Source organism: Clostridium saccharobutylicum DSM 13864, from assembly GCF_000473995.1.
In the GTDB taxonomy this organism is placed as follows: domain Bacteria; phylum Bacillota; class Clostridia; order Clostridiales; family Clostridiaceae; genus Clostridium; species Clostridium saccharobutylicum.
In genome coordinates, this window is record NC_022571.1 from 363829 (window position 1) to 389050 (window position 25222).

Annotated in this window: 21 protein-coding genes; 19 read left to right on the forward strand and 2 right to left on the reverse strand. The window is 29.2% G+C overall.

Annotated features, from left to right (window positions below; translation table 11 throughout):
- Positions 1-236: 236 nt before the first annotated feature.
- Positions 237-2900, reverse strand: a complete 2664-nt coding sequence (locus tag CLSA_RS01680; protein WP_022743684.1) for a cation-translocating P-type ATPase — start codon at positions 2898-2900, stop codon at positions 237-239.
- Positions 2901-3238: 338 nt separating this feature from the next.
- Here CLSA_RS01680 and CLSA_RS01685 point away from each other — a divergent pair, with 338 nt between their 5' ends.
- The 17 genes from CLSA_RS01685 (at position 3239) to CLSA_RS01765 (ending at position 22472) form a co-directional block, all read left to right on the forward strand.
- Entirely contained in the window at positions 3239-4081 is an 843-nt protein-coding gene (locus CLSA_RS01685; protein ID WP_022743685.1) for a patatin-like phospholipase family protein, read from the forward strand.
- A 91-nt stretch (positions 4082-4172) separates the two neighbouring features.
- Positions 4173-4865: a FadR/GntR family transcriptional regulator gene (locus tag CLSA_RS01690; protein ID WP_022743686.1), complete on the forward strand. Its 693-nt coding sequence runs from the start codon at positions 4173-4175 to the stop codon at positions 4863-4865.
- A 471-nt stretch (positions 4866-5336) separates the two neighbouring features.
- The gene (locus CLSA_RS01695; protein WP_022743687.1) at positions 5337-6125 is read left to right on the forward strand and encodes an electron transfer flavoprotein subunit beta/FixA family protein; all 789 of its coding nucleotides are present in this window, start codon (positions 5337-5339) and stop codon (positions 6123-6125) included.
- A gap of 55 nt (positions 6126-6180) precedes the next feature.
- Entirely contained in the window at positions 6181-7371 is a 1191-nt protein-coding gene (locus tag CLSA_RS01700; protein WP_022743688.1) for an electron transfer flavoprotein subunit alpha, read from the forward strand.
- A 3-nt stretch (positions 7372-7374) separates the two neighbouring features.
- Positions 7375-8778, forward strand: a complete 1404-nt coding sequence (locus CLSA_RS01705; protein ID WP_022743689.1) for an FAD-binding oxidoreductase — start codon at positions 7375-7377, stop codon at positions 8776-8778.
- Positions 8779-8948: 170 nt separating this feature from the next.
- Positions 8949-10223, forward strand: coding sequence for a YecA family protein (locus tag CLSA_RS01710; RefSeq protein WP_022743690.1), 1275 nt, complete (start codon positions 8949-8951; stop codon positions 10221-10223).
- A 187-nt stretch (positions 10224-10410) separates the two neighbouring features.
- A complete protein-coding gene (locus CLSA_RS01715) occupies positions 10411-11481 on the forward strand; it encodes a mannose-1-phosphate guanylyltransferase (protein ID WP_022743691.1) in 1071 nt (356 codons plus the stop codon).
- Between the two features lie 351 nt (positions 11482-11832).
- Positions 11833-12414 carry a zinc dependent phospholipase C family protein gene (locus tag CLSA_RS01720; protein ID WP_022743692.1) on the forward strand — a complete coding sequence of 194 codons (582 nt, stop codon included), beginning with the start codon at positions 11833-11835 and terminating at the stop codon, positions 12412-12414.
- Between the two features lie 400 nt (positions 12415-12814).
- Complete coding sequence (locus tag CLSA_RS01725; protein WP_022743693.1) at positions 12815-13387, forward strand: manganese efflux pump MntP; 573 nt, start codon at positions 12815-12817, stop codon at positions 13385-13387.
- 287 nt (positions 13388-13674) lie between these two features.
- The gene (locus CLSA_RS01730; protein ID WP_022743694.1) at positions 13675-14310 is read left to right on the forward strand and encodes a redox-sensing transcriptional repressor Rex; all 636 of its coding nucleotides are present in this window, start codon (positions 13675-13677) and stop codon (positions 14308-14310) included.
- Positions 14311-14832: 522 nt separating this feature from the next.
- Positions 14833-15618 carry a short-chain-enoyl-CoA hydratase gene (locus CLSA_RS01735; RefSeq protein ID WP_022743695.1) on the forward strand — a complete coding sequence of 262 codons (786 nt, stop codon included), beginning with the start codon at positions 14833-14835 and terminating at the stop codon, positions 15616-15618.
- A gap of 81 nt (positions 15619-15699) precedes the next feature.
- Entirely contained in the window at positions 15700-16839 is a 1140-nt protein-coding gene (locus tag CLSA_RS01740) for an acyl-CoA dehydrogenase (RefSeq protein ID WP_022743696.1), read from the forward strand.
- 13 nt (positions 16840-16852) lie between these two features.
- Positions 16853-17632 carry an electron transfer flavoprotein subunit beta/FixA family protein gene (locus CLSA_RS01745; protein WP_022743697.1) on the forward strand — a complete coding sequence of 260 codons (780 nt, stop codon included), beginning with the start codon at positions 16853-16855 and terminating at the stop codon, positions 17630-17632.
- 22 nt (positions 17633-17654) lie between these two features.
- Positions 17655-18662, forward strand: coding sequence for an electron transfer flavoprotein subunit alpha/FixB family protein (locus CLSA_RS01750; RefSeq protein ID WP_022743698.1), 1008 nt, complete (start codon positions 17655-17657; stop codon positions 18660-18662).
- A 182-nt stretch (positions 18663-18844) separates the two neighbouring features.
- Complete coding sequence (locus tag CLSA_RS01755) at positions 18845-19693, forward strand: 3-hydroxybutyryl-CoA dehydrogenase (RefSeq protein ID WP_022743699.1); 849 nt, start codon at positions 18845-18847, stop codon at positions 19691-19693.
- 365 nt (positions 19694-20058) lie between these two features.
- Positions 20059-21225 carry an NADPH-dependent butanol dehydrogenase gene (locus CLSA_RS01760; protein ID WP_022743700.1) on the forward strand — a complete coding sequence of 389 codons (1167 nt, stop codon included), beginning with the start codon at positions 20059-20061 and terminating at the stop codon, positions 21223-21225.
- Positions 21226-21536: 311 nt separating this feature from the next.
- On the forward strand, positions 21537-22472 hold the full coding sequence (locus CLSA_RS01765; RefSeq protein WP_022743701.1) for a DNA-3-methyladenine glycosylase family protein: 936 nt from the start codon (positions 21537-21539) through the stop codon (positions 22470-22472).
- 73 nt (positions 22473-22545) lie between these two features.
- Here the strand turns inward: CLSA_RS01765 and CLSA_RS01770 are convergent, their stop codons facing one another.
- A complete protein-coding gene (locus tag CLSA_RS01770) occupies positions 22546-22842 on the reverse strand; it encodes an HNH endonuclease (RefSeq protein WP_022743702.1) in 297 nt (98 codons plus the stop codon).
- A 169-nt stretch (positions 22843-23011) separates the two neighbouring features.
- On the opposite strand from CLSA_RS01770, the gene CLSA_RS01775 reads away from it, so the two are divergent.
- Entirely contained in the window at positions 23012-24499 is a 1488-nt protein-coding gene (locus tag CLSA_RS01775; RefSeq protein WP_022743703.1) for a 4Fe-4S dicluster domain-containing protein, read from the forward strand.
- A 413-nt stretch (positions 24500-24912) separates the two neighbouring features.
- Entirely contained in the window at positions 24913-25197 is a 285-nt protein-coding gene (gene groES / locus CLSA_RS01780; RefSeq protein ID WP_022743704.1) for a co-chaperone GroES, read from the forward strand.
- The last annotated feature ends 25 nt before the right edge of the window (positions 25198-25222 follow it).

Sequence of the window (25222 nt, forward strand, 5' to 3'; positions counted from 1 at the left end):
TTAATAGATAATCTGTGTGGAATATATTGGCATTTATTGAAGATCAATGAATTGGATTGGATAAATAAAAGAAGTACTTAGGGTTGCAAAAGAAAGCATAGAAGAAGGTATTATAAAAGCATTAAAACGGATAAAAAATGACAAATAGAACATATAATTGTGTAACTATATGTTCTATTTCTTTATGCAAAGCACATTTTGAGTATTTAATCATTCCTTTATTAAGATATAATATTTTAAGCAGCTTGAACTTTTGATTCATTATCATTTTCTATTTCAATTTTTTCTTTTTTACTTTCTACAATATCTCTAATAACCTTAAATATTTGTATTATTAAAGTTGGAAGAAAAGCAAATAAATGAACTGATAATAATTCGCTAGTAGCAAGTGGAGTTATTTCAAATAAGCCTTGAAGTCCAGGTATAAGTAAGACTGCATTCACAAGAATAACACCTACTATAAAAGCAATCCAACTGAATGTATTATTGAATACTCCAAGTGAGAATATTGATTTTCTACCACGGCAATTAAATCCATGGAACAGTCTTGCTAAACATAATGTACTAAATGCCATAGTCATAGCTAGTCCGTCAGAACCCTTAGTAAGTCCTATGTGATATGAAATCATAGTAAATATACCTATAAGTAAACCTTGAATGCAAACATCTTTTATGAAATCTTGTGACAATATGGATTCATTAGCATCTCTAGGCTTATCTCTCAAGACATCTTTTTTAGATTTTTCCATTCCTATTGCAATTGCAGGTAGACTATCTGTTAAAAGGTTAATAAATAATAGATGTACTGCAGCAAATGGAACTGGTAAAGCAAACAATGATGAATAAAGTACTGCCAGTATTCCAGACATATTACCTGAAAGTAAGAATTTTATTGAATTTTTTATATTAGCATATATATTTCTTCCGTTAGTAACAGATTTAACAATAGTAGCAAAATTATCATCTGTTAAAATCATTGATGCGGCATCTTTTGATACTTCTGTTCCTGTTATTCCCATTGCAATTCCAATATCAGCTTGTTTTAAAGCTGGAGCATCATTAACACCATCACCAGTCATAGCAACGATTTTCCCCTTGTTTTGCCATGCTTTGACTATTCTTATTTTGTGTTCTGGGGATACTCGGGCATAAACCGAAATATGTTCTAATTTAGAAAAAAGTTCATTATCAGACATTTTATCAAGTTCTAATCCTTCAACAGCTAAATCATCTTCTTGTAATATTCCGATTTCTTTAGCAATAGCAGAAGCTGTAATCTTATGATCACCAGTAATCATAACTGGTTTAATAGACGCTTTTAAACAATCTGTAACGGCTGATTTAGATTCTTCTCTTGGGGGATCAATCATTGAAATTAATCCTAGGAAAGTAAAGCCATTTTCATCTTCTAAATCAATATTTTTATTTTCATTAAGTTCTTTGTAAGCAAAAGCCAAAACTCTTAATCCTTGAGAGGAAAGTTTTTTGTTAATATTATTTATATGAGTTTTATCTTCATTAGTAAATCTTTTTAATCCATGTATAGTTTTTATCGAAGTTACTCTGTCTAATAATACATCAAGAGCACCTTTGGTTATCATTGTAGATTTCCCGTCTATTTTATGAAGAGTACTCATAAGTTTTCTATCAGAATCAAAAGGAATTTCACTTAATCTAGAATGATTTTTTCTACAATCAATTTCACTTATTGAATAATCATGACCTAAGTTCACTAAAGCAACTTCAGTGGGATCCCCAATTTCATTTCCATCTATAGAAGTTGAATCATTACAAAGTATAGAACTGGTTAAAAGAAAATGTGCTATAGGATTTTTTAAATCAATTTCATTAGCATTAACTAATTTATTATCAACAAAAATTTTTTTGACAGTCATTTTGTTTTGAGTTAATGTACCAGTTTTATCAGAACAAATAACAGATACACAGCCTAATCCTTCAACAGCTTTAAGTTTTTTTATAATTGCATTTTCTTTTGCCATAGATTGAGTTCCAATAGCTAGTACAATTGTAACTATAGAACTAAGAGCTTCTGGAATTGCAGCAACAGCGAGAGCAACAGCAAACATTAAGGAATCAAGAACGTTTGTCCCTCTATATAAGCTTAATCCAAATACAAGAATACAGATTCCAATGATTGCAAGAGCTAATTTCTTAGAAAAAGCATCTAAGGAAGCTTGAAGAGGTGTACTTTTTTCCTGAGTTTCTTCCATTAGGGTAGCTATCTTGCCAAGCTCTGTATTCATACCAGTATTAGTTACAAGGACAGTAGCTCTGCCGTATGTAACTAGTGAACTAGAAAAAACCATGTTCTTCTGATCACCTAAAGCAACTTCGTCTTTATCAATTACATAAGAAATTTTATCAACACTTTCAGATTCACCAGTTAATGAACTTTCATTAACCTTAAGAGAGAAGTTTTCTAAAATTCTACCATCAGCTACAACTAAATCACCAGCTTCTAATATTAAAATATCTCCAGGAACAACAGATTTTGAAGGAATTTCAACTTTAATTCCTTCACGGATAACTTTTGCATTAGGCGAGGTTAATGATTTTAAGCTAGCTAAAGATTGTTCAGCTTTAATATATTGGACAGTACCTAAAATAGAGTTAATAGTTATAACAGCCAAAATTACTATAGTACTTTCGATATTACCAGTTGCCATAGAAATAACAGCAGCAATAATTAAGATAATTACTAACAAATCTTTAAACTGATCAATAAATACAGAAAGTGTACTCTTTTTCTTTCTTTCATTTAAAACGTTCTCTCCAACTGATTCTAGTAACTCACGTGCTTTTTTATTCGTCAGTCCATTAGTAGTTACATCAAATTCTTTTAGTGAATCTTTGATATTTTTAGAAAAGAAATTTTTCATATTAATCCATCCTTTCGTGTTATAAGGTACGTGAAAATAAATAATAAAAAAAGACCTTTAATATAACTTCAAATTTTTGAAGTTATATTAAAAGTCTCGTTACCACTTGGGTATATAACACCAGAATACAAATAGTAAACGCGGTTGTTGATGTTATATTTATAACTACTCCCCTTTAATATAAAACAAGTATTTGTATTAAATATAGTATAAAAAAAGAAAGAAGTCAATGAATTGGATGTATATTTTTAAATTAAATATATTTTATTTATGATAAAATATATTTAAATATAGTAATTAGATATAATACAAGAATAAATTAAAGGTGGGTTGTAATTATGACTGGATTAGTATTAGAAGGAGGAGCATTTAGAGGATTATTTACAGCTGGTGTATTAGATGCATTGCTAGATATAAAAGCAGAAATAAAGTATGTAATAGGGGTATCGGCTGGGGCTACTAATGCTTATTCATATATATCTAAGCAAAAAGGAAGAAATTTAGAAATAATGGAGAGATTTATTAATCATAAAAGATATGTTGGATATGGTAATTTGATAAAATCAAAGGCAATTATGGATTTAGATTTTGTGTTTGATGAAATTCCTAATAAATATTGCATTTTTGATTATAAGACTTTTTCAAATTATGATGGAAAGATGCTTGTGGGAGCTCTTAATATTGAAACTGGAGAATCGGAATATTTTGATAAAGATGAATTGGATGATAAGAATTCTATTTTAAGAGCAACTTGTGCAATACCAATGTTATTTCCATTTGCTAAAATAAAGAATAGTTATTATGCAGATGGAGGTCTATTAGATGCAATTCCAATTAAAAAATCAATAGAAGATGGTAATGATAAAAACATAATTGTTTTAACAAGAAATGAAGGATATAGAAAGAAACAATCAAAAGCTAATAAATTCACATATAAGTTTTATAAAAATAAATATCCAAAGTTAGCTAATGTGCTTAAAAATAGATATATTCAATATAATAAGCAGCTTGATTATTGTAAGGAGTTAGAGGAAAATAAAAAGGCAATTATTATAAGACCAACTATAAAAATGGATATAGGAAGATTTGAAAGAAACAAAAATAAGTTAAAGGCAATATATCAAAATGGATATGATTTAGTTATAAGAGATAAAGATAAAATTCTTTATTACTTGAAGTAAGCATTACATGATTATGAAATATATATTAAAAATAATTTATTGAGTATAATAGAATTAAATTTAGTAAGGTAAGTAGAAGGGATAAGTAAATATGTTGACGAATATTAAGACACCAAAAGTTTATGATCAAGTTATAGAGGAAATTAAAAATAAGATAAAAAACGGTGAGATAAAAAAAGGTGATAAATTACCATCAGAAAGAGAAATGGCAGAGTCACTTGGTGTTTCACGTACATCTGTTAGAGAAGCATTAAGAGCACTTGAAGTAATAGGCCTAGTTGAAAGTAGACAAGGAGCAGGAAATTATATAAGAACTAATTTTAACAATTCCTTATTTGAACCTCTTTCAATTATGTTTATGTTACAAGAGAGTTCACCTAAAGAGATGTATGATTTAAGAGAAACATTAGAATTACAATGCGCTAAACTATCAGCTAAAAATATAGAAGACAATGAGCTTGAGCTTTTAACTGCAATATTAGACAGAATGTATGTTGCAGAAAGTGAAGAAGAAAGTCTTGAATTGGATATTAAGTTTCACTATTTACTTGCAAAGACATCAAGGAATGTATTGCTAATAAATGTTGTTGAAGTCATATCACAACTTATGGACGAGTTCATTAAGAAATCTAGAATGCAAATTTTACATGAAGGAAATACTAGGGAGAATTTGTTAGATATACATGAAAATTTAGTCAGAGCTTTAAAATGTAGAGATGAATTGAAAGTTTCAAGTGCTATGAAAGAGCATTTTGATTTAATCAGAAAAGCCTACGGATATTAAAAATAAATCTGTCTTTATAAATTAAAATACTGGTAAGCAACTATACAATTTAAATAGTTGTTTACCAGTATTTTTTTGTTATCTTTTAAACAATGTATTAACAAGTTATGTCTTAAAATTTTTAATTTAAATTTTTTTGAAATTAATTATATTAAATAATTTAATAATAAATATAGTAAATATAATGATTTACAATGAAAAACTTATACAAACGTTGCTTGATAAAAAAATAACAATTGTTTACAAGGGATATTTTGGGTATTATAATTAATCTTGTAAGTGGTCATACCAATTTGCAATTGGTATGACATGTTATCCGAGTAATGAGATAAAAGTGTAGTTATTATTTTTTATCTTGTATTTTTTCAATTTTAAAAGTTTGATTATTCTAAATTGTTTTAGCAGGGTTAAATATTATTTTTTGCAGAGCAATATTGGTATTAAAAAATACAATTTTAGGAGGAAGATATAATGAATATTTTAGTTTGCATTAAACAGGTACCAGGAACTTCTAAAGTAGAGGTTGACCCAGTTACAGGAGTGTTAAAGAGAGATGGAATAGATTCTAAAATGAATCCATATGATTTATACGCATTAGAAACAGCATTTAAGATTAGGGAGAGCAAAGGTGGTAATGTTAAGGTTTTAAGTATGGGTCCTAACCAAGCATTAAGTGTAATTAAAGAAGCATATACAATGGGTGCTGATGAAGGCACATTATTATCAGATAGAAAGTTCGGAGGAGCAGATGTTTTAGCGACATCATATACAATAGCGCAAGGTGTAAAGAAGATGGGAGATTTTGAACTTATAATTTGTGGAAAACAAACTACAGATGGAGACACTGCTCAAGTTGGATCTGAAATGGCAGAGTGGTTAAACATACCTCATGTAGCTAATGTTAAAAGTATAGTTGAAGTAGGAGATTCATCAATTACGGTTGAAATGGACATGCCTGAAAGTATTGAGACAGTAAAAATAGCATATCCATGTTTAATTACTGTTGATAAGGGAATATTTGAACCAAGATTACCTTCTTATAAAAAGAAATTATCAACAAAAGATAGAGATATTAAAATATTAAGTCTTAATGATTTTGATGATAATGATGAAAAACATTATGGACTTAATGGTTCACCTACTCAGGTAGAAAGAATATTTCCACCAGAAGTTAATAATGATAGAGAAATGTGGACAGGTAGTTCAGGTGAATTAAGTGGAAGAATAGAGAAAAAATTAAAGGAATTAAAATTTATTTAGGTATTTAGATAATTAATGCGTTGGTCCTATGAAAATTAAAAAGGAGGAAGAAAATATGGCAAAGTTAGTTGTAAATCAAGAAAAGATATCAAATATTGAAGAGTTAATAAAAATATGTCCTTTTGGTGCTCTTGAAAATCATAATGGTATAGTTGAAATAAGTGGAGCATGTAAGATGTGTAGGCTTTGTGTTAAAAAAGGACCTAAGGGTGCAGTTGAATATATAGAAGAGGAAATTAAGAAAATAGATAAAAGTCTTTGGAATGGAATTGGAGTTTATGTTGATCATGTAAATGGTGAAATTCATCCTGTCACTTATGAGCTTATAGGTAAGGCAAAAGAATTAGCAAGTAAGATAAATCAACAAGTTTATGCCGTATTTATTGGAAGTAATATTGCTTCTAAAGCTGAAGAAATACTGCATTATGGCGTAGATAAGGTGTTTGTATATGATGATGATGAACTAAAGTATTTTAGAATAGAACCATATACAGCAGCATTTGGAGATTTTATAAACAATGTTAAGCCAACAGCCATATTAGTAGGGGCAACAACTATAGGCAGGTCGCTTGCACCAAGAATAGCTGCAAGATTTAAAACTGGACTTACAGCCGATTGTACAATATTAGATATAAAAGAAAATACAGATTTAGTTCAAATTAGACCGGCATTTGGAGGTAATATAATGGCTCAAATAGTTACCCCAAATTCAAGACCGCAACTAGCAACAGTCAGATATAAAGTTATGACAGCACCAAAAAGAAGCGAAAAAGTTACAGGCGAGATAGTTAACTGCAAAATAGAAAAAGGAAAATTAAGATCAGGTATCACAGCTCTTAATATAAAGAAAAAAGATACAGAGGTTGGAATAAGTGATGCAGAAGTAATTGTAGCAGCAGGAAGAGGCATTAAATCAGAAAAAGATTTAGAATTAGTGAAACAATTAGCAAAAGTTTTGGGAGCAGAATTTGCATGTACTAGACCATTAATTGAAGCAGGCTGGGTTGATGCGAAACGACAAATAGGGTTGAGTGGAAGAACCGTAAGGCCAAGACTTATTATAACTTGTGGAATATCTGGAGCAGTTCAATTTACTGCAGGAATGAATAATTCAGATTATATATTTGCTATAAATACTGATGAAAAAGCACCAATATTTGAAGCTGCTCATTATGGAGTTGTTGGTGATATATATGAAGTAATTCCACAACTTATAGAAAAAATAAAAATGGCTAAGGAGGCATAGATTATGGATTACAAAGAAGTTGAATTAAAGGACTATGAATATATATTATCAGTTACAGGAAATGATAGAGAAAGAGTTTTTTTTAAAGATGGAATAAATGAGGATTATAGCCATGATGAATTAGGTGGAATAAGACAAATGCCTGATGTAGTAGTTCAAGCTATTAGTACAGAAGAAGTTTCAAGTGTAATGAAATATGCTTATGAAAATAATATTCCTGTAACTCCAAGGGGATCAGGGACAGGACTGGTTGGAGCAGCAGTTCCACTTAAGGGCGGAATAGTTATAGATCTTAGCAAAATGAATAAAATATTAGAATTAGATGAGGAAAATCTTACTTTAACATTGGAGTCAGGCGTATTGCTAATGGAAATAGGCAAATATGTTGAGCAATTTGATTTATTCTATCCACCAGATCCAGGTGAAAAATCAGCAACAATTGGTGGTAATATAAACACTAATGCAGGTGGAATGAGAGCTGTAAAATATGGAGTGACTAGGGATTATGTAAGGGGATTAGAAGTAGTACTCCCAAATGGAGAGGTAGTAAACTTAGGCGGAAAAGTAGTTAAAAATAGTTCTGGATATTCATTAAAAGATTTAATTATTGGTTCTGAAGGAACTTTAGGAATAGTGACAAAGGCAATTTTAAGATTGCTTCCACTTCCTAAAAAAGCAGTGAGTCTACTTATTCCATTTGAAAGCCTTGAAAGAGCAATAGAAACTGTACCAAAAATAATAAAATCTAAATCAATACCAACAGCAATTGAGTTTATGCAAAGAGAAGCAATATTAGCTGCAGAAGAATTTTTAGGAAAGAGCTTCCCTGATAAATCTTCAGATGCATATCTTCTATTAACTTTTGATGGGAATTCTATAGAGGAGATCGAGAAGGATTATGAGAATGTTGCTAATATTTGTTTGGAATGTGGAGCATTAGATGTATTTATTTCTGATACAGAAGAAAGACAAGAGTCAATCTGGTCAGCAAGAGGATGTTTCCTTGAAGCTATTAAAGCATTAACAACTGAAATGGATGAGGTTGATGTTGTTGTACCAAGAAATAAAATTGGAGATTTTGTAACTTTTACTCATGAACTTGAATGTAAATCAAATATAAGAATAAAGAGTTTTGGCCATGCTGGAGATGGAAATCTACATGTATATATATTGAGAGATGAATTAGATGAAGAATCATGGCATACAAAGTTAAGTGAAGTTATGCAAATTATGTATGACAAGGCTAAAGAATTACAAGGTCAAGTTTCTGGAGAACATGGTATAGGGTTTGCTAAGAAGGGATATTTAAAGCAATCACTTCCAAATGAATGTATTGATATAATGGAAAGAATAAAATTAGCCTTCGATCCTAAAAATATATTGAATCCAGGAAAAGTATGTGAATAGAATTATATTTTTAAATATCTTATTTATCCATAAAGCTAAGTTTTTGTTTACAATTATAAATTAATATTATAAAATAAAAGGAAAAGTAAGAGATTATGCTCTGGTAACCGTCTAGGTCCAGGGCTTTTTATTTGTAAGTGTATTTTAAATGAAAAAGGAGACATGTAGCATTGAAAGAGCAGGATAAAGAATTAACATCGAAAGTGATTGAATTTGATAAGAAAGAAACGCATCAATGTGGAATTTGTGGCGAGGATGCAATTTGTTTTAATACAGATAATAATATTTGGCTGTGTGAAAAGTGTAATGATATACAAGATGGTATGGATAAGTTTGCAGAGAAGATGGAGAAAAAGTTAAGCAAAAGAGTATATTCTTTTGATATAAATGAATTATTAAATTGTTTATCTAAAGATGAAATATATAATATAGCTAGAAATCTTGGTGCTAATAAAATTTCCAATTTAGCTAAAGGAAAATTAATAGAAAAATTAAATTCAGAATATAAAGCTTTAATAGAACAAAGACTTTATTTATTTGAAGAGGAAAGATATAAAATTTTAAAGAGTTATGTTGATAATGAAGGTATAAAAAACTTTGATGATATTGACGAAGAAGAGGCAAATAAGAGTGCATATTTTATTCAACAAGGATTTCTTTTTCCAACAGTAAAAGATGAAGAATCGTTATTTTTAATGCCTAAATTAGTTCAAGATTTAGTTAAAGAGAAGAATAATATTGAATATAGACGTCTATTAAAAAATAATGGTGAAATAATAAACATTTATAGAGGAATGAATCAAGCATATGGTATTTTAGAAATTGAGGCTAGTAAAAAAATATTAGCTAGATATCAAAATATAGAAAAATTACAATTAGAAGATTTACTTAGAGAAGCAGCATATTATTATAATGAGTACAGAGAAGAAGGAAAATTGTTTGTAAATAATCAAATAGAAGATTATGAAGGGTTTGTTGATGAAATAAATGCAAACAAAGATTTGGAATATGTACATATATCAAAAGAAGAATTATTAAATATGTCGGAAGAAAATTGGGTGTACAACACCAAGGCAGGAAAATCATTTTATAAAGAATTTACTAGTATGTTTAGTGTAGATAAAGACATGACAATAGCGATGATGGAAGATTTAGCTTTGGATATTCAAGATAATGAACCAAAGAAAGCTGTTGATCAAATGCTAGAATTAATAAATATAGAAAATGAACAAGTTAGATTTGTAGCAGCTGGCATGATGACTAAATTTGTAAATAAACTTGGACTTTGGAAATACAAAGGTGCTTCAATTAATGATATGAAAGCAAGTGAGATAAGTTCAAAACAGAATAAGCCTATAGGCAGAAATGATTTATGCATATGTGGAAGTGGAAAGAAGTATAAGAAATGTTGCGGAAGAAATGGTAATGTTATTCCAATGGCTTAATTAAAATATATTTATACATATTGATTTATTTAATAGTTGAGGATAGAACAAGGAAATAATAGAATAGTATGATTTTTGTTTTATATTCTTGATTTATTATTTCCTTTTATATGATTAAATTGATTTTTCACCAATAAAGATATTTCAACATATAATGAATTAAATCATTACATGGAGTTGAAAATACGTGATATACGGGCTTATTTTAGCTGGAGGTAAAGGCAGTAGGCTATATCCTCTATCAAGAGCCGATCAACCAAAACAATTTTTAAAGATAATTAACGATAAAAGCTTTTTGGTGAATACAGTTGAGAGGATAACACCACTAATAGATAAAAATAATATTTATGTTGTGACTAATATGGACTATAGAGATAAAATTAAAGAAGAACTACAGGGAATTAAAGACGATAAAGTTTTTGTAGAACCTGCTAATAAAGAAACTGCTACTTGTATAGGATTATCTGCAATAAAGCTATTAAAACAAGATGCTAATGCAGTTATGGTTGTATTACCATCAGATCATTATATTCAAGGTGAGAAAAATTATATAGACACCTTATCTCAAGGAATTGAGATAGCAAATAGAAGAAGGTGTATTGTTACTTTAGGAATTGAACCCACAAGACCTGAAACTGGATATGGTTATATTGAAATGGGTGAAAGATCTAGTGGCAATATACCAACTTATCGAGTAGCTCGTTTTACCGAAAAACCTAACTTAGAGGTTGCGAAAGATTTTATATTAAAGGGAACGTATTTATGGAATTCTGGAATGTTTATATTTAGAGCGGATGTTATTTTAAGAGAAATAGAAAAATATCTTCCTAAATTATACAAACCATTAATGGAGATATATAAAAGCTTAGGTGAAGAAAATGAAGAAGAAGTCATAAAGGAACAATATGAACTTATAGATGGAATATCTATTGATTTTGGAGTTATGCAAAAGACTAGAAAAGCATATGTTATAAAATGTGATTTTAGCTGGGATGATATGGGTAGTTTTGGAGCATTAAGTAGATTGCTTGGCAATTATTCAAATAATAATAATATATCAAAAAATGTTTATATTGATGAATGTGAGAATTGCTCAATATTTGGAAATAAGAATTTAATAATTGGATTTGGGATAAAGGATCTAGTAGTGGTTGATGCTGGCGACGTAATACTCGTAATGGATAAAAATAAAGATCAAGAAATTAAGCATTTATTAAATAAGCTTAGTGAAGAAAATGAATATAGTAAGTTTTTATGATATAACGAAAATATCAATATAACTATTAAGGTATATTGATATTTTGTTATTTAAAAAATTGATGATTGATATGAAATTAATTTTTAATAATTAATCTCATATCTTTTTGTTTGTGTATAAATATCAGATGAAGTGGAACTTAATATTATTAATGGAAAATTGTTATTTGATAATATATTAAAGGTTAATTAAAATTTTTAAATTATTATTAAATACAAGATAAGTGTGTTGTAAAAATGAGCGTGCAGTATTATTATTAGAGCAGAGCATAAAAAATAATATTTAAAATTAAGAGTATTGTTTTATATGAGAGTTTAGAAAAATAAGTGTAGAGGATGTGGTCACGCTTTGATGATGAATACTCACAGAATTATGGGTGAGAATATTATAAAATATGCTAATACAAAGAGTATTTATTTAATTAACAATAAGAGATTTATATGGGGAAATATAAAACCAGATTGTGTTCCTAAATATACTTTTATGAAACATTATTTTAATGAAAGTATAGATATGGTAGTTGATAAAATAATATATTTATCATCATTGACATTAGAAGACGTTTATTACAAAATTACTATTGGAAGATTTAGTGAGGAACTTGGTGTGATTTGTCACTTCTTATGTGATTATTTTTGTGCACCACATTATTATAGATGGGAGTTCAAGAGTACTAGTGCAGTGAAGCATCACATGATGTATGAACAAAGGCTAGCAAAGTTAACTAAGAAATTCAAGCCGATTGGTATTATAAATACAAATGTTAAGCCACAGAATATAAAAGAATTTATAATTCAGTTACAAAAACAGTATGATGGAATGCTTGATTATAAAAATGATTTAACTTTTTCGTATTATATTTGCGATAGTGTGTTAAATATGATTTTAGATAATGTATTTTCTAATGAAAATAAAGTGAATAGAGCAATTTGATTTTTATTAGGCATATTGACTTGTTATTTTTTGATTATGCCTTAATACAGAAAACTCGTCTTTTAGTTCAAGGCGAGTTTTTTTATGTTTCAATAATTAGTAATTTACGAGTAAGTAATAATTTATTGAAAGGAATTGTTTAAGTTTTCAGAATTGGGGGTACCTTTTCTTAGTTAGATATTAAGTATATTTTATAGTATATGCGTTAATTATATAAAATAATCAGTTAAATGTAAGATAAATGAATAGTAGATAATAATTGGACAGAGAATATTTATTCTAAAATTACGAATACTTTAAAAGAAGTTGACATCAAAAAAAACAATAAGTATACTAAAAAAATATGTTTAAAATAATACAAATTTAGATTATATAAAAGAATGAAATGAGGATGAGAAGGATGTCTGTTTTATCACTTATATTAACAGCTATTGGGTTATCTATGGATGCTTTTGCAGTATCTTTAACTACAGGATTTAAAATATCCAAAGATGATAGAAGTAAGATAGCTTTAAAAGCTGGTATGTACTTTGGAGGATTTCAAGCATTAATGCCACTAATAGGATGGATATTAGGAGTTAAATTTACTAAATATATACAAAGTGTAGATCATTGGATTGCTTTTGTTTTACTTACGGTAATTGGTGGAAAAATGATATTTGACGGTCTAAAAGGAGAAGAGGATAATGAATTTGAAGATGTACATTCTAATAAAAAGTTTTTACTTTTAGCTATAGCTACAAGTATTGATGCATTAGCAGTTGGAGTTACTTTTGCGTTTTTAGGAATAAATATAATAAAGTCTATTACAATAATAGGAGTAGTTACATTTATTTTAAGTATAATAGCTGTATATATTGGTAAAGTATTGGGAAATAAATTAACAAATAAGTCTAGCATTGTTGGTGGAGCAATTTTAATATTCATAGGACTTGAAATTTTAGTCGAACATTTAGGTTTATTCGCTAAATAATTTGAATAAGTTTGACATACGTACATAAAAATATGATAGAATCATAATGTATAACAATTTAAGGTTAATTTATATTGTTTCTAAACAAAATTTATATTTATAAGATTTTATTTTGCATTAGAAATTAAACTAATGGGGACCAATAAAGTAAATATTTATTAATTTAATAATTTATAAATTTTATGCTAAAATAAAATTATTGAAATTTGAGAATCATACAGAAATAAATTTATATAATAATTATGAGATTGTTAAAAAAAATACTAATTGTAATAAGGAGAAGTAGAATGGAGAAAAACAAAAATATATCTATGGCAGTTATTAAAAGATTGCCGAAATATTACAGATATCTTGGTGAACTTATGAGCAATGATGTAGATAGGATTTCATCTAAGGAATTAGGTGAGAAAATAGGATTCACTGCATCTCAAATTCGTCAAGATTTAAATTGCTTTGGTGATTTTGGTCAACAAGGATATGGATACAATGTAAAAGAACTGTATAGCCAAATTAGTACAATATTAGGGCTAGATAGAGGTTATGAAGCAGCTTTAGTAGGAGCAGGAAACATAGGTCAAGCAGTTTCAAATTACTCTAGATTTGAAAATTTAGGTTTTAAAATAACATGTATATTTGATGCAAATCCTAAGTTGATTGGTATGAAAATTAGAGATGTAGAGATAAAAGATATCGATGAAATGGAAGCAACTTTACAATCACAAAAGATTGATATAGGCATAATTTGTGTACCTAGAAAGAATGCCCAAAATGTTGCAGATGAATTAATTAAGGGTGGAGTAAGAGCAATTTGGAACTTTGCTCCTGTTGATTTAATAGTTCCACAAAATGTTAAAGTGGAAAATGTACATTTAAGTGAAAGCTTATTGACTTTAATTTATTTATTAAATGAAAGTGATTCTTAGAGAATATTTTAACAATAATTTTAAAAATACTGTTAAAATTTAACGTATTGTGGTATGCATATACAGATTAGATTATGCATATATTATATTTGCATATAAATAGGTGATAATATATTATTTTAAATAATATATTATCACCTATTTTAAATAATATTTATGAAAAAGATTTAAGATAAGATAATTTAGTTATTATTATCTCTTTTAAAGATATAGATAAATATGTTCTGTTATAGCAATATGCTTTATTGTTACGAATAAGAAATAAAATGATTTAAGATTGCTTTTTAAATGTTTAAAATTAAATGAATTACTTAAATTAGTATAAAATTTAGGTAAAATATTATAATAATGCACAATATTTTATTGCAAATAATTAAAGTAAGTATTATAATTTTAATTGAAGCAAGATGCTTCATTATTTTTAGATTCATTTGTTATAATATTAACAAATGAATTAAAAAATGTTTGAAATAGTAAGAAAATTAAAAAAATAAATAAGCAAGTTTAAGGGAGGATCTTAATATGGAATTAAAAAATGTGATTCTTGAAAAAGAAGGACATTTAGCTATTGTTACAATCAATAGACCAAAGGCTTTAAATGCATTAAATTCAGAAACATTAAAAGATTTAGATACTGTTATAGAAGATCTAGAAAAAGACAGCAATGTATATTCTGTTATCTTAACAGGTGCTGGAGAAAAATCTTTTGTTGCAGGAGCAGATATTTCAGAAATGAAAGATCTTAATGAACAACAAGGTAAAGAATTCGGAATATTAGGAAATAATGTATTCAGAAGATTAGAAAAATTGGATAAGCCAGTTATAGCAGCTATATCAGGATTCGCTCTTGGTGGTGGATGTGAACTTGCTATGTCATGTGATATAAGAATAGCTTCAGAAAAGGCTAAGTTTGGTCAACCAGAAGCTGGTCTTGGAATAACTCCTGGATTTGGTGGAACTCAAAGATTAGCTAGAATAGTTGGTCTTGGTAAAGCTAAGGAAATGATTTATACTTGCGATATTATTAAAGCTGAAGAAGCTTATAGAATAGGTTTAGTAAATAAGATAGTTCCATTAGAAAACTTAATGGATGAAGCAAAAGCAATGGCTAATAAGATTATGGCTAATGCTCCAAAGGCAGTTAAGTATTGTAAGGATGCTATCAACAGAGGTATGCAAGTTGATATAGATGCAGCAATTTTAATAGAAGCAGAAGACTTTGGTAAGTGTTTTGCAACAGAAGATCAAACTGAAGGAATGACTGCATTCTTAGAAAGAAGAACAGAAAAGAATTTCCAAAATAAATAATTTAAATTAAGTTTAAAAATCTATTAGGGATTTATATAGTTTTGTTTATCAATAGGTTTAATTAACAAGGAGGGTAATTTAATGAATTTTAAGTTAACTAGAGAACAAGAATTAGTACAACAAATGGTTAGAGAATTTGCAGTAAATGAAGTTAAACCAATAGCTGCTGAAATCGACGAAACAGAACAATTTCCAATGGAAAATGTTAAAAAAATGGCTGAATTAGGAATGATGGGTATTCCATTTTCTAAAGAAGTAGGAGGAGCTGGCGGAGATGTTCTTTCTTATATAATAGCTGTAGAAGAATTATCAAAAGTGTGTGGTACTACAGGTGTTATACTTTCAGCACATACATCATTATGTGCATCAGTAATTAATGAACATGGTACTCCAGCTCAAAAAGAAAAATATTTAGCAGATCTTTGTAGCGGGAAGAAAATTGGTGCTTTTGGTTTAACTGAACCAGGTGCTGGTACAGATGCTGCTGGACAACAAACAACAGCAACATTAGAAGGAGATCATTATGTATTAAATGGTTCAAAAATATTCATAACAAATGGTGGAGTTGCTGAAACTTTCATAATTTTTGCTATGACTGATAAGAGCCAAGGAACTAGAGGTATTTCTGCATTTGTAGTAGAAAAATCATTCCCAGGATTCTCAGTAGGAAAATTAGAAAACAAGATGGGTATCAGAGCATCTTCAACTACTGAATTAGTTATGGAAAACTGTATAGTGCCAAAAGAAAACTTACTTGGTAAAGAAGGTAAAGGATTTGGTATAGCAATGAAGACTCTTGATGGAGGAAGAATTGGTATAGCTGCTCAAGCTTTAGGTATTGCAGAAGGAGCTTTTGAAGAAGCAGTTAACTATATGAAAGAAAGAAAACAATTCGGAAAACCACTTTCAGCATTCCAAGGATTACAATGGTATATTGCTGAAATGGACGTTAAGATAGAAGCTGCTAAGCATTTAGTATATAAAGCAGCATGTAAGAAACAAGCAGGTCAACCTTATTCAGTTGATGCGGCTAGAGCTAAGTTGTTTGCAGCAGACGTTGCAATGGAAGTTACAACTAAGGCAGTACAAATCTTTGGTGGATATGGTTACACTAAGGAATACCCAGTAGAAAGAATGATGAGAGATGCTAAGATAACTGAAATCTATGAAGGAACTTCAGAAGTTCAAAAGATGGTTATCGCAGGAAGCATTTTAAGATAGGGAGGATTTTATAATGAATATAGTAGTTTGTGTAAAACAGGTTCCAGATACTACAGCAGTAAAAATAGATCCTAAGACTGGTACATTAATTAGAGATGGTGTTCCATCAATTATGAATCCAGAGGATAAGCATGCATTAGAAGGAGCATTACAATTAAAAGAGACTATGGGTGCAAAAGTTACAGTTATTAGCATGGGTCTTCCAATGGCTAAAGCGACTTTAAGAGAAGCACTTTGTATGGGAGCTGATGAAGCTATCCTTTTAACAGATAGAGCACTTGGAGGAGCAGATACTTTAGCTACTTCAAAGGCATTAGCTGGAGTAATAAAAACATTAGATTATGATATAGTATTTGCAGGAAGACAAGCAATCGATGGAGATACTGCACAAGTAGGACCAGAAATAGCTGAACATTTAAATATTCCTCAAGTAACTTATGTTCAAGATGTTAAAGTAGAAGGAAGTTCATTAATAGTAAATAGAGCATTAGAAGATGGACATCAAGTTGTAGAAGTTAAAACTCCATGTCTATTAACTGCAATCGAAGAATTAAACAAACCAAGATACATGAATGTTGGGAATATATTCACAACTAACGATGATCAAATCAAGGTTATGACTGCAGATGATATAGATGTAGATAAAGCTGAATTAGGACTTAAAGGTTCACCTACAAAGGTTAAGAAGTCAATGACTAAAGAAGTTAAGGGCGCAGGAGAACTTGTAAAAGAATCAGCTAAAGAATCAGTTAGTTATGTTTTCGGAAAATTAAAAGAAAAACACTACATCTAAGATAATAGGAGGGTAATTTATTATGAATATAGCAGATTACAAAGGCGTTTGGGTCTTTGCTGAACAAAGAGAAGGCGAATTACAAAAAGTATCTTTAGAACTACTTGGAGAAGGTAGAAGAGTTGCTGATAAATTAGGAGTAAAGTTAACAGCTTTATTACTAGGAAGCAATGTAGAAGGATTATCAAAGACATTAGCAGAACATGGTGCAGATGAAGTTTTGGTTGCAGATAATAAAGACTTACAACACTATACTACTGATGCATATACAAAAGTTATTTGTGATTTAGCAAATGAAAGAAAGCCAGGAATATTATTTGTTGGAGCTACTTTCATAGGTAGAGATTTAGGTCCTAGAGTTGCAGCTAGATTAAATACTGGACTTACAGCTGACTGTACATCAATCGATGTTGAAGTTGAAAATGGTGATTTATTAGCTACAAGACCAGCATTTGGTGGTAACTTAATGGCAACAATCGCTTGTCCAGAACACAGACCACAAATGGCTACAGTAAGACCAGGAGTTTTCGAAAAAGTTAACACTGATGGAGCTAACTGTAAAGTAGAAAAAGTTGAAGTTAAGTTAACTAATAATGATCTTAGAACTAAAGTTTTAGAAATCATTAAGAGCAAAAAGGATATCGTAGATATCTCAGAAGCTAAGATTATAGTAGCTGGTGGTAGAGGAGTAGGTTCTAAAGAAAACTTCGAATTACTAGGAGAATTAGCAAAAGTTTTAGGTGGAACTGTTGCAGGTTCAAGAGCTGCTGTTGAAAAAGGATGGATAGAAAATGCTTACCAAGTTGGTCAAACTGGTAAAACTGTTAAACCATCAATATATATAGCTTGTGGTATTTCAGGAGCTATCCAACACGTTGCTGGTATGCAAGATTCTGATATGATCATAGCTATAAATAAAGATGAAACTGCACCAATAATGAAAGTTGCAGACTATGGTATAGTTGGAGACGTTAAGAATGTTTTACCTGAATTAATTGCTCAAGCTAAAGAAATAATAAGTGCTGAATAATTTCAGTTTTAATAATATATTATTTTCTATTTGAAAAGAAAAAGTTAATAATATAACAATATAAATAATTAATTAACAAGATTAATAATTTTTTAACAAGTTGATTGTTTAATCCTTAGTTAAAGTAATGCTATTTTAACTAAGGATATCTATAAAGAAATGATTTTGAGGAGGATTTATCTATGGAAAAGATTTTTGTACTTGGAGCAGGAACTATGGGTGCTGGTATTGTTCAAGCATTCGCACAAAAAGGTTATGAAGTAATCGTAAGAGATATTAAAGATGAATTTGTTGAAAGAGGAATTGCTGGAATCAACAAAGGATTAACTAAGCAAGTTGCTAAGGGAAAAATGACTGAAGAAGATAAGGAAGCAATACTTTCTAGAATTTCAGGAACAACTGATATGAAATTAGCTGCTGATTGCGATTTAGTAGTTGAAGCTGCAATTGAAAATATGAAAATTAAAAAAGAAATTTTTGCTGAATTAGATGGCATTTGTAAAGAATCAACTATTTTAGCTTCAAACACTTCATCATTATCAATAACAGAAGTTGCTTCAGCAACAAAGAGACCTGATAAAGTTATCGGAATGCATTTCTTTAACCCAGCTCCAGTAATGAAGCTTGTTGAAATTATAAGGGGAATAGCTACTTCACAAGAAACTTTTGATGCTGTTAAACAATTGTCAGTAGCAATCGGAAAAGAACCAGTAGAAGTTGCAGAAGCTCCAGGATTTGTTGTAAACAGAATCTTAATCCCAATGATTAATGAAGCTACATTCATTTATCAAGAAGGAATTGCTTCAGTTGAAGATATCGATGCAGCTATGAAATATGGTGCTAATCACCCAATGGGACCTTTAGCTTTAGGAGATCTTATTGGATTAGATGTTTGTCTAGCTATCATGGATGTTTTATTTAATGAAACAGGAGACAGCAAGTACAGAGCTAGCAGCATTTTAAGAAAATATGTTAGAGCTGGATGGCTTGGAAGAAAATCAGGAAAAGGATTCTATGATTATTCAAAATAATTATATGATTGCTTAAGGTACATGTGAGAAAATAATAAACAAAAGATATTAGACATATTTTATCAGTGTAAGAGAATGATTTCACTAATAGTAGAAGTTCTATTAGGTGAAATTGTTAGCGAAGTATTGGATAAAATAGACAAATATAATAATTTATTATTTTATTGAGTGTGTCTAAGTTTAAATATGAATTACTGGGACTCTCAAGGTTTGATAACTTTGAGAGTTTTTTGTCTATTAAGTAAGGTATAAAATCTAAAAATATTAAAATGTAGTTTTATTTACAAAAATAAGAAGGAAAATAAAGTTATTTGTAGAAATATATAATATATGAAGAAAAGTATATTTTTAGGAGGTATAGATTTATGATGAGATTTACATTACCAAGAGATATTTATTATGGAAAAGGATCACTAGAACAACTAAAAAATCTTAAAGGTAAAAAGGCAATGCTAGTACTTGGTGGCGGTTCGATGAAAAGATTTGGATTTGTCGATAAGGTGTTAGGATACTTAAAGGAAGCTGGAATAGAAGTAAAATTAATAGAAGGAGTTGAACCAGACCCATCAGTTGAAACAGTGTTCAAGGGCGCTGAGTTAATGAGACAATTTGAACCAGATTGGATTATAGCTATGGGTGGTGGATCACCAATTGATGCTGCAAAAGCAATGTGGATTTTTTATGAACACCCAGAAAAAACTTTTGATGACATTAAAGATCCGTTTACAGTACCAGAATTAAGAAATAAGGCTAAGTTCCTAGCGATTCCATCAACAAGTGGTACAGCAACAGAAGTAACAGCATTTTCTGTAATTACAGATTATAAGACTGAAATAAAATATCCTTTAGCTGATTTTAATATAACTCCAGATGTAGCTGTAGTAGATTCAGAATTAGCTGAAACAATGCCACCTAAGTTAACTGCCCATACAGGAATGGATGCATTAACTCATGCAATTGAAGCTTATGTAGCAACATTACATTCACCATTTACTGATCCACTAGCTATGCAAGCGATTGAAATGATTAATGAACATTTATTTAAATCATATGAAGGCGATAAAGAAGCTAGAGAACAAATGCATTATGCTCAATGTTTAGCTGGAATGGCTTTCTCTAATGCACTATTAGGAATATGTCATAGTATGGCGCATAAAACAGGGGCTGTATTCCATATCCCTCATGGATGTGCGAATGCAATCTATTTACCATATGTAATTAAGTTTAATTCAAAAACTTCATTAGAAAGATATGCTAAAATAGCAAAACAAATTTCATTAGCAGGAAATACAAATGAGGAATTAGTTGATTCATTAATAAACTTAGTTAAAGAATTAAATAAGAAGATGCAAATACCAACAACATTAAAAGAATATGGTATTCATGAACAAGAATTTAAGAATAAGGTTGATTTGATTTCAGAAAGAGCTATTGGAGATGCTTGTACTGGATCAAATCCAAGACAATTAAATAAAGATGAAATGAAAAAGATTTTTGAATGCGTATATTATGGTACAGAAGTTGATTTTTAATAAAGTGCATTCTTCAAAATAAAACTATTATATAGGTTCAGTATATTATTGCTGAACCTTTTTTGTTATGTACCAATTAATTCTGCAGTTTAATAAAAATATTTTCTATTAACCAAAAAATAAATATAAGAGATTCTTGAATAGGAAAAATATAGTGATATAATATATTAGGAAAGAATTATTTTCCGTAAGGATATAATGAAAGCCAAATATATATAATTATATTTTGGAAAATAGGGGATAATACATAAGTATTTGATATTATGAATTATTTGATGAATATACATTGTAAAATGAAAAGGAGTTGCAGTATGGATTATAAATCTATAAGAGAGTGTAATGAGTACATATTAATAGAAAGTATTAAAAATTTTAAGTTAAAGCAGATCTTTGAATGTGGTCAATGTTTTAGATTTGAAAAAATAAGCGATACAAATTATATTGTTGTTGCATTTGAAAGAGTGATAGAACTTATTGAAGATGGTGAAAACATACTTATATATAATTCCAATGAAAGTGACGTACGGGATATATGGATAAAGTATTTTGATTTGCACAGAGATTATTCTTATATAAAAAATGAACTTTCTAAAGATGATTTGCTTAGAAAAAGCATAGAATTTGGAACTGGGATCAGAATATTAAATCAAGATCCATTTGAGATATTAATTAGCTTTATAATTTCAGCTAGAAATAGTATTCCATCAATAATGAAAACTATAAATAAAATTTCAACAAAATGGGGAACTGAAATTTTATATAAGGGTAAAACATATTATGCATTTCCTACAATAGAACAGATAAAGAATGCAACATTAGAAGAGATACAAGAAACAGGTGCTTCTTTTAGAAGTAAATATATTATAGATACAATTGCTAATGTATATAGTAGCAAACAAGCGATGAATCAAGAAAGTTTACAAAAAAGAGAAGAACTTAAAAAATATGATTTAGATTATATAAAAAGCTTGAATGACGATGATTGCCATAAAGCACTTCAGGAATTTAAGGGAGTAGGAGCCAAAGTTGCTGACTGTGTTATGTTGTTTTCTATGGAAAAATATTCAGCATTTCCTGTAGATGTATGGGTTAAACGTGCTATGATTCATTTTTATGGAGCACAGGATGCATCACTAAACAAGATTAGGATTTTTGCTAGAAATAAGTTTGGAAAGTTATCTGGTTTTGCACAACAATATCTTTTCTACTATGCAAGAGAAAATAAAATCAAAATTGATGAAGAGTAGTAAAGAAAAACTAGTCTATTAAATATGCTTTAATGAACTAGTTTTTCTTTATTATATTATAATATATTATATTTTAGCTACTTTTTCTCACATGTTTTGATTTTTTTATAGATATATAAGAATCACCTGGTATATCTTTTATAAACTTAAGAAACTTTATAATACGAATATCATTCTTTAAACTATTTAATGAATTGTAACGTGATGCAAGTTCACGATTTGTAAATAAAGCATGTATTTGTGTATGACAGGTAGTACAAAGATATGCTATCTTAAAGTGTTTTCCGCCTTTTTCTAAGGGAATTAAGTGATGTTCAGTTATAATAGAAACATTTCTATTACACAATTCACAGATATGGTTTTGTGCCATAAAATCCTCCTCTTAATTTCACAAGCTTTTATAATTTAATTATAACAAATTAATTATAAAAAGCAAAATAATTCAGAAGATTTAAATTATAGGAAAATTGTTATATTTTTAACAATAATATGGTATAATTGGATTATAATAGGAAAGCGCTTATTAGGAGGGTGTGTGTATGTTCAAATTTGAAAATCAACTTTTAAAACTTAAACATGAAGTTCTTACACGGGTTGCAGTACTTGCAAAAGAAAATAAAGTGACTAAGGAAGAAATAGAAAAAATTCCTTATAATATGATATCTGGGGAATCGCCTACATATAGAGATACTGTAACTCAGGAAAGAGATGTAGTATTGGAAAGAGCAAAACTTGCAGCTGGGTATCTTCCAAATGGAAAAGAAGGAAAAGATTTAATAGATATATCAGAACAACAACAAATATTATATGTTATAAAAGCAGCATGTGATAGGTGCCCAACAAAAAAATTTGAAGTTACAGATGCTTGTAGAAACTGTATTGCACATAAATGTCAAAGTACATGTAATTTTGGAGCAATTAGTTATGTTAATGGACGAGCATTTATTGATCCAAGTAAGTGCAGAGAATGCGGTATGTGTAAAAAAGCATGTCCTTACGATGCAATTGCTGAAGATATGAGACCTTGTAAGCGTTCATGCCCAACAGGAGCGTTAAATTTTAATTCTAAAGACTTAAGTGCTGAAATTACAGAAGATAAATGTGTTAATTGCGGAGCTTGTATGGCAGCATGTCCATTTGGAGCTATAGAAGATAAAAGTTCATTAGTTAAAGTTATAAATAATCTAGTTAGTAAGGAAAAAATTTATGCTGTAGTTGCACCAGCAATAACTGGAGAATTTGGACCAAAAACAACTTATGGACAAGTTAAAAATGCAATTAAGTCATTAGGGTTTACAGATATGGTAGAGGCTGCTTGTGGAGCTGATGCTGTTACTGTGCATGAAAGTAATGAATTTATAGAAAGAATGGAAAATGGAGATCCATACATGACTAATTCATGCTGCCCAGGATTTTTAAGCTATATTCAAAAGATAATGCCAGATCAAGCTGAGAGAATTTCAGGAACTGTTTCACCTATGGTTGCTGCTGGAAGATATATAAAGTCTAAAGATAATGGTGCAAAGGTAGTGTTTATAGGGCCATGCACTGCTAAGAAAAGTGAGATTCTAATAGATTCAATTAAAGATTCAATTGACTATGTACTAACATTTGAAGAGCTATTAGCTTTGTTTGAAGCGTTTGAAGTTAATCCTGCAACTTGTGAAGATATAATGGTAGATGATGCTTCGATATTTGGTAGAGGATTTGGTATGGGTGGTGGATTAACTGCTGCTATAGAGAATTATATACAAGATAAAGGTGCTGAAATAGAATTCAAACCAGTTAAGGTTTCAGGTGGAGCAGAAATTAAGAAAACTATGACAATGGCTAAAGCTAAAAAATTACAAGGAAATTTTATTGAGGGTATGATGTGTGAAGGCGGTTGTATAAATGGAACGGCTAAAATTGCACCGCTAATGAAAGCTAAAATGCCGTTTACAAAAAATAATGCACAATCATCAATGAAATCTGTATTATCTAATAAAGCGCTAGAAGAGTATAAAAACATAAATTTAGAAAGATAATTATATATATTGAATAATTAAAAAAGAGTTTATTCAATATATATTATAAAATTAATGGATAAATACATTGTTTTTATATTGCTAACTAATTTAATAGATTAATTATAATAAGGAAGAGATTTTGCAAATATATTAAAAAAGTGTTTTTGAAAGGCTATATTTTATATTTGGCAAAATTCTCTTTTTTGTTATTTAAAGATTAATAGAAAATTAAAGAAAAAATGAGTAAAATGAATGTATTTTTCAATAAAGTCTAATATTTGCTTAAAAAGAGGATATAATATTAGAAGTAATGTTTGAATTATATGGGTATAAAGGATATTATAATTGTATCAGCACTCGACAGTAATGAGTGCTAACAGGAAGCTAAAAAATAATAAATTATAATATATACATTTTAAGGAGGGTTTTTCATGAATATTAAACCACTTGGTGACAGAGTTGTAATTAAAAAATTAGAGGCAGAGGAAAAGACTAAAAGTGGAATAGTCTTAACAGGTACTGCTAAGGAAAGACCACAAGAAGCAGAGGTTGTAGCTGTAGGCCCAGGAGCTGTTGTAGATGGAGCTAGAGTACAAATGGAAGTTAAAATTGGAGATAAAGTTTTATACTCTAAATATGCAGGAACAGAAGTTAAGGTAGATGGAGAAGAGTATACAATATTAAAACAAGAAGATATATTAGCAGTAGTTGAATAGGAATTTAGTGAGAATAAAATTAAGT

Excerpts from the sequence above, each read along its gene's own strand:
- CLSA_RS01680 (WP_022743684.1), bottom strand. The coding sequence starts at position 2,900 with ATGAAAAATTTCTTTTCTAAAAATATCAAAGATTCACTAAAAGAATTT.
- CLSA_RS01685 (WP_022743685.1), top strand. The coding sequence starts at position 3,239 with ATGACTGGATTAGTATTAGAAGGAGGAGCATTTAGAGGATTATTTACA.
- CLSA_RS01690 (WP_022743686.1), top strand. The coding sequence starts at position 4,173 with ATGTTGACGAATATTAAGACACCAAAAGTTTATGATCAAGTTATAGAG.
- CLSA_RS01695 (WP_022743687.1), top strand. The coding sequence starts at position 5,337 with ATGAATATTTTAGTTTGCATTAAACAGGTACCAGGAACTTCTAAAGTA.
- CLSA_RS01700 (WP_022743688.1), top strand. The coding sequence starts at position 6,181 with ATGGCAAAGTTAGTTGTAAATCAAGAAAAGATATCAAATATTGAAGAG.
- CLSA_RS01705 (WP_022743689.1), top strand. The coding sequence starts at position 7,375 with ATGGATTACAAAGAAGTTGAATTAAAGGACTATGAATATATATTATCA.
- CLSA_RS01720 (WP_022743692.1), top strand. The coding sequence starts at position 11,833 with ATGATGAATACTCACAGAATTATGGGTGAGAATATTATAAAATATGCT.
- CLSA_RS01725 (WP_022743693.1), top strand. The coding sequence starts at position 12,815 with ATGTCTGTTTTATCACTTATATTAACAGCTATTGGGTTATCTATGGAT.
- CLSA_RS01730 (WP_022743694.1), top strand. The coding sequence starts at position 13,675 with ATGGAGAAAAACAAAAATATATCTATGGCAGTTATTAAAAGATTGCCG.
- CLSA_RS01735 (WP_022743695.1), top strand. The coding sequence starts at position 14,833 with ATGGAATTAAAAAATGTGATTCTTGAAAAAGAAGGACATTTAGCTATT.
- CLSA_RS01740 (WP_022743696.1), top strand. The coding sequence starts at position 15,700 with ATGAATTTTAAGTTAACTAGAGAACAAGAATTAGTACAACAAATGGTT.
- CLSA_RS01745 (WP_022743697.1), top strand. The coding sequence starts at position 16,853 with ATGAATATAGTAGTTTGTGTAAAACAGGTTCCAGATACTACAGCAGTA.
- CLSA_RS01750 (WP_022743698.1), top strand. The coding sequence starts at position 17,655 with ATGAATATAGCAGATTACAAAGGCGTTTGGGTCTTTGCTGAACAAAGA.
- CLSA_RS01755 (WP_022743699.1), top strand. The coding sequence starts at position 18,845 with ATGGAAAAGATTTTTGTACTTGGAGCAGGAACTATGGGTGCTGGTATT.
- CLSA_RS01760 (WP_022743700.1), top strand. The coding sequence starts at position 20,059 with ATGATGAGATTTACATTACCAAGAGATATTTATTATGGAAAAGGATCA.
- CLSA_RS01765 (WP_022743701.1), top strand. The coding sequence starts at position 21,537 with ATGGATTATAAATCTATAAGAGAGTGTAATGAGTACATATTAATAGAA.
- CLSA_RS01770 (WP_022743702.1), bottom strand. The coding sequence starts at position 22,842 with ATGGCACAAAACCATATCTGTGAATTGTGTAATAGAAATGTTTCTATT.
- CLSA_RS01775 (WP_022743703.1), top strand. The coding sequence starts at position 23,012 with ATGTTCAAATTTGAAAATCAACTTTTAAAACTTAAACATGAAGTTCTT.
- groES (WP_022743704.1), top strand. The coding sequence starts at position 24,913 with ATGAATATTAAACCACTTGGTGACAGAGTTGTAATTAAAAAATTAGAG.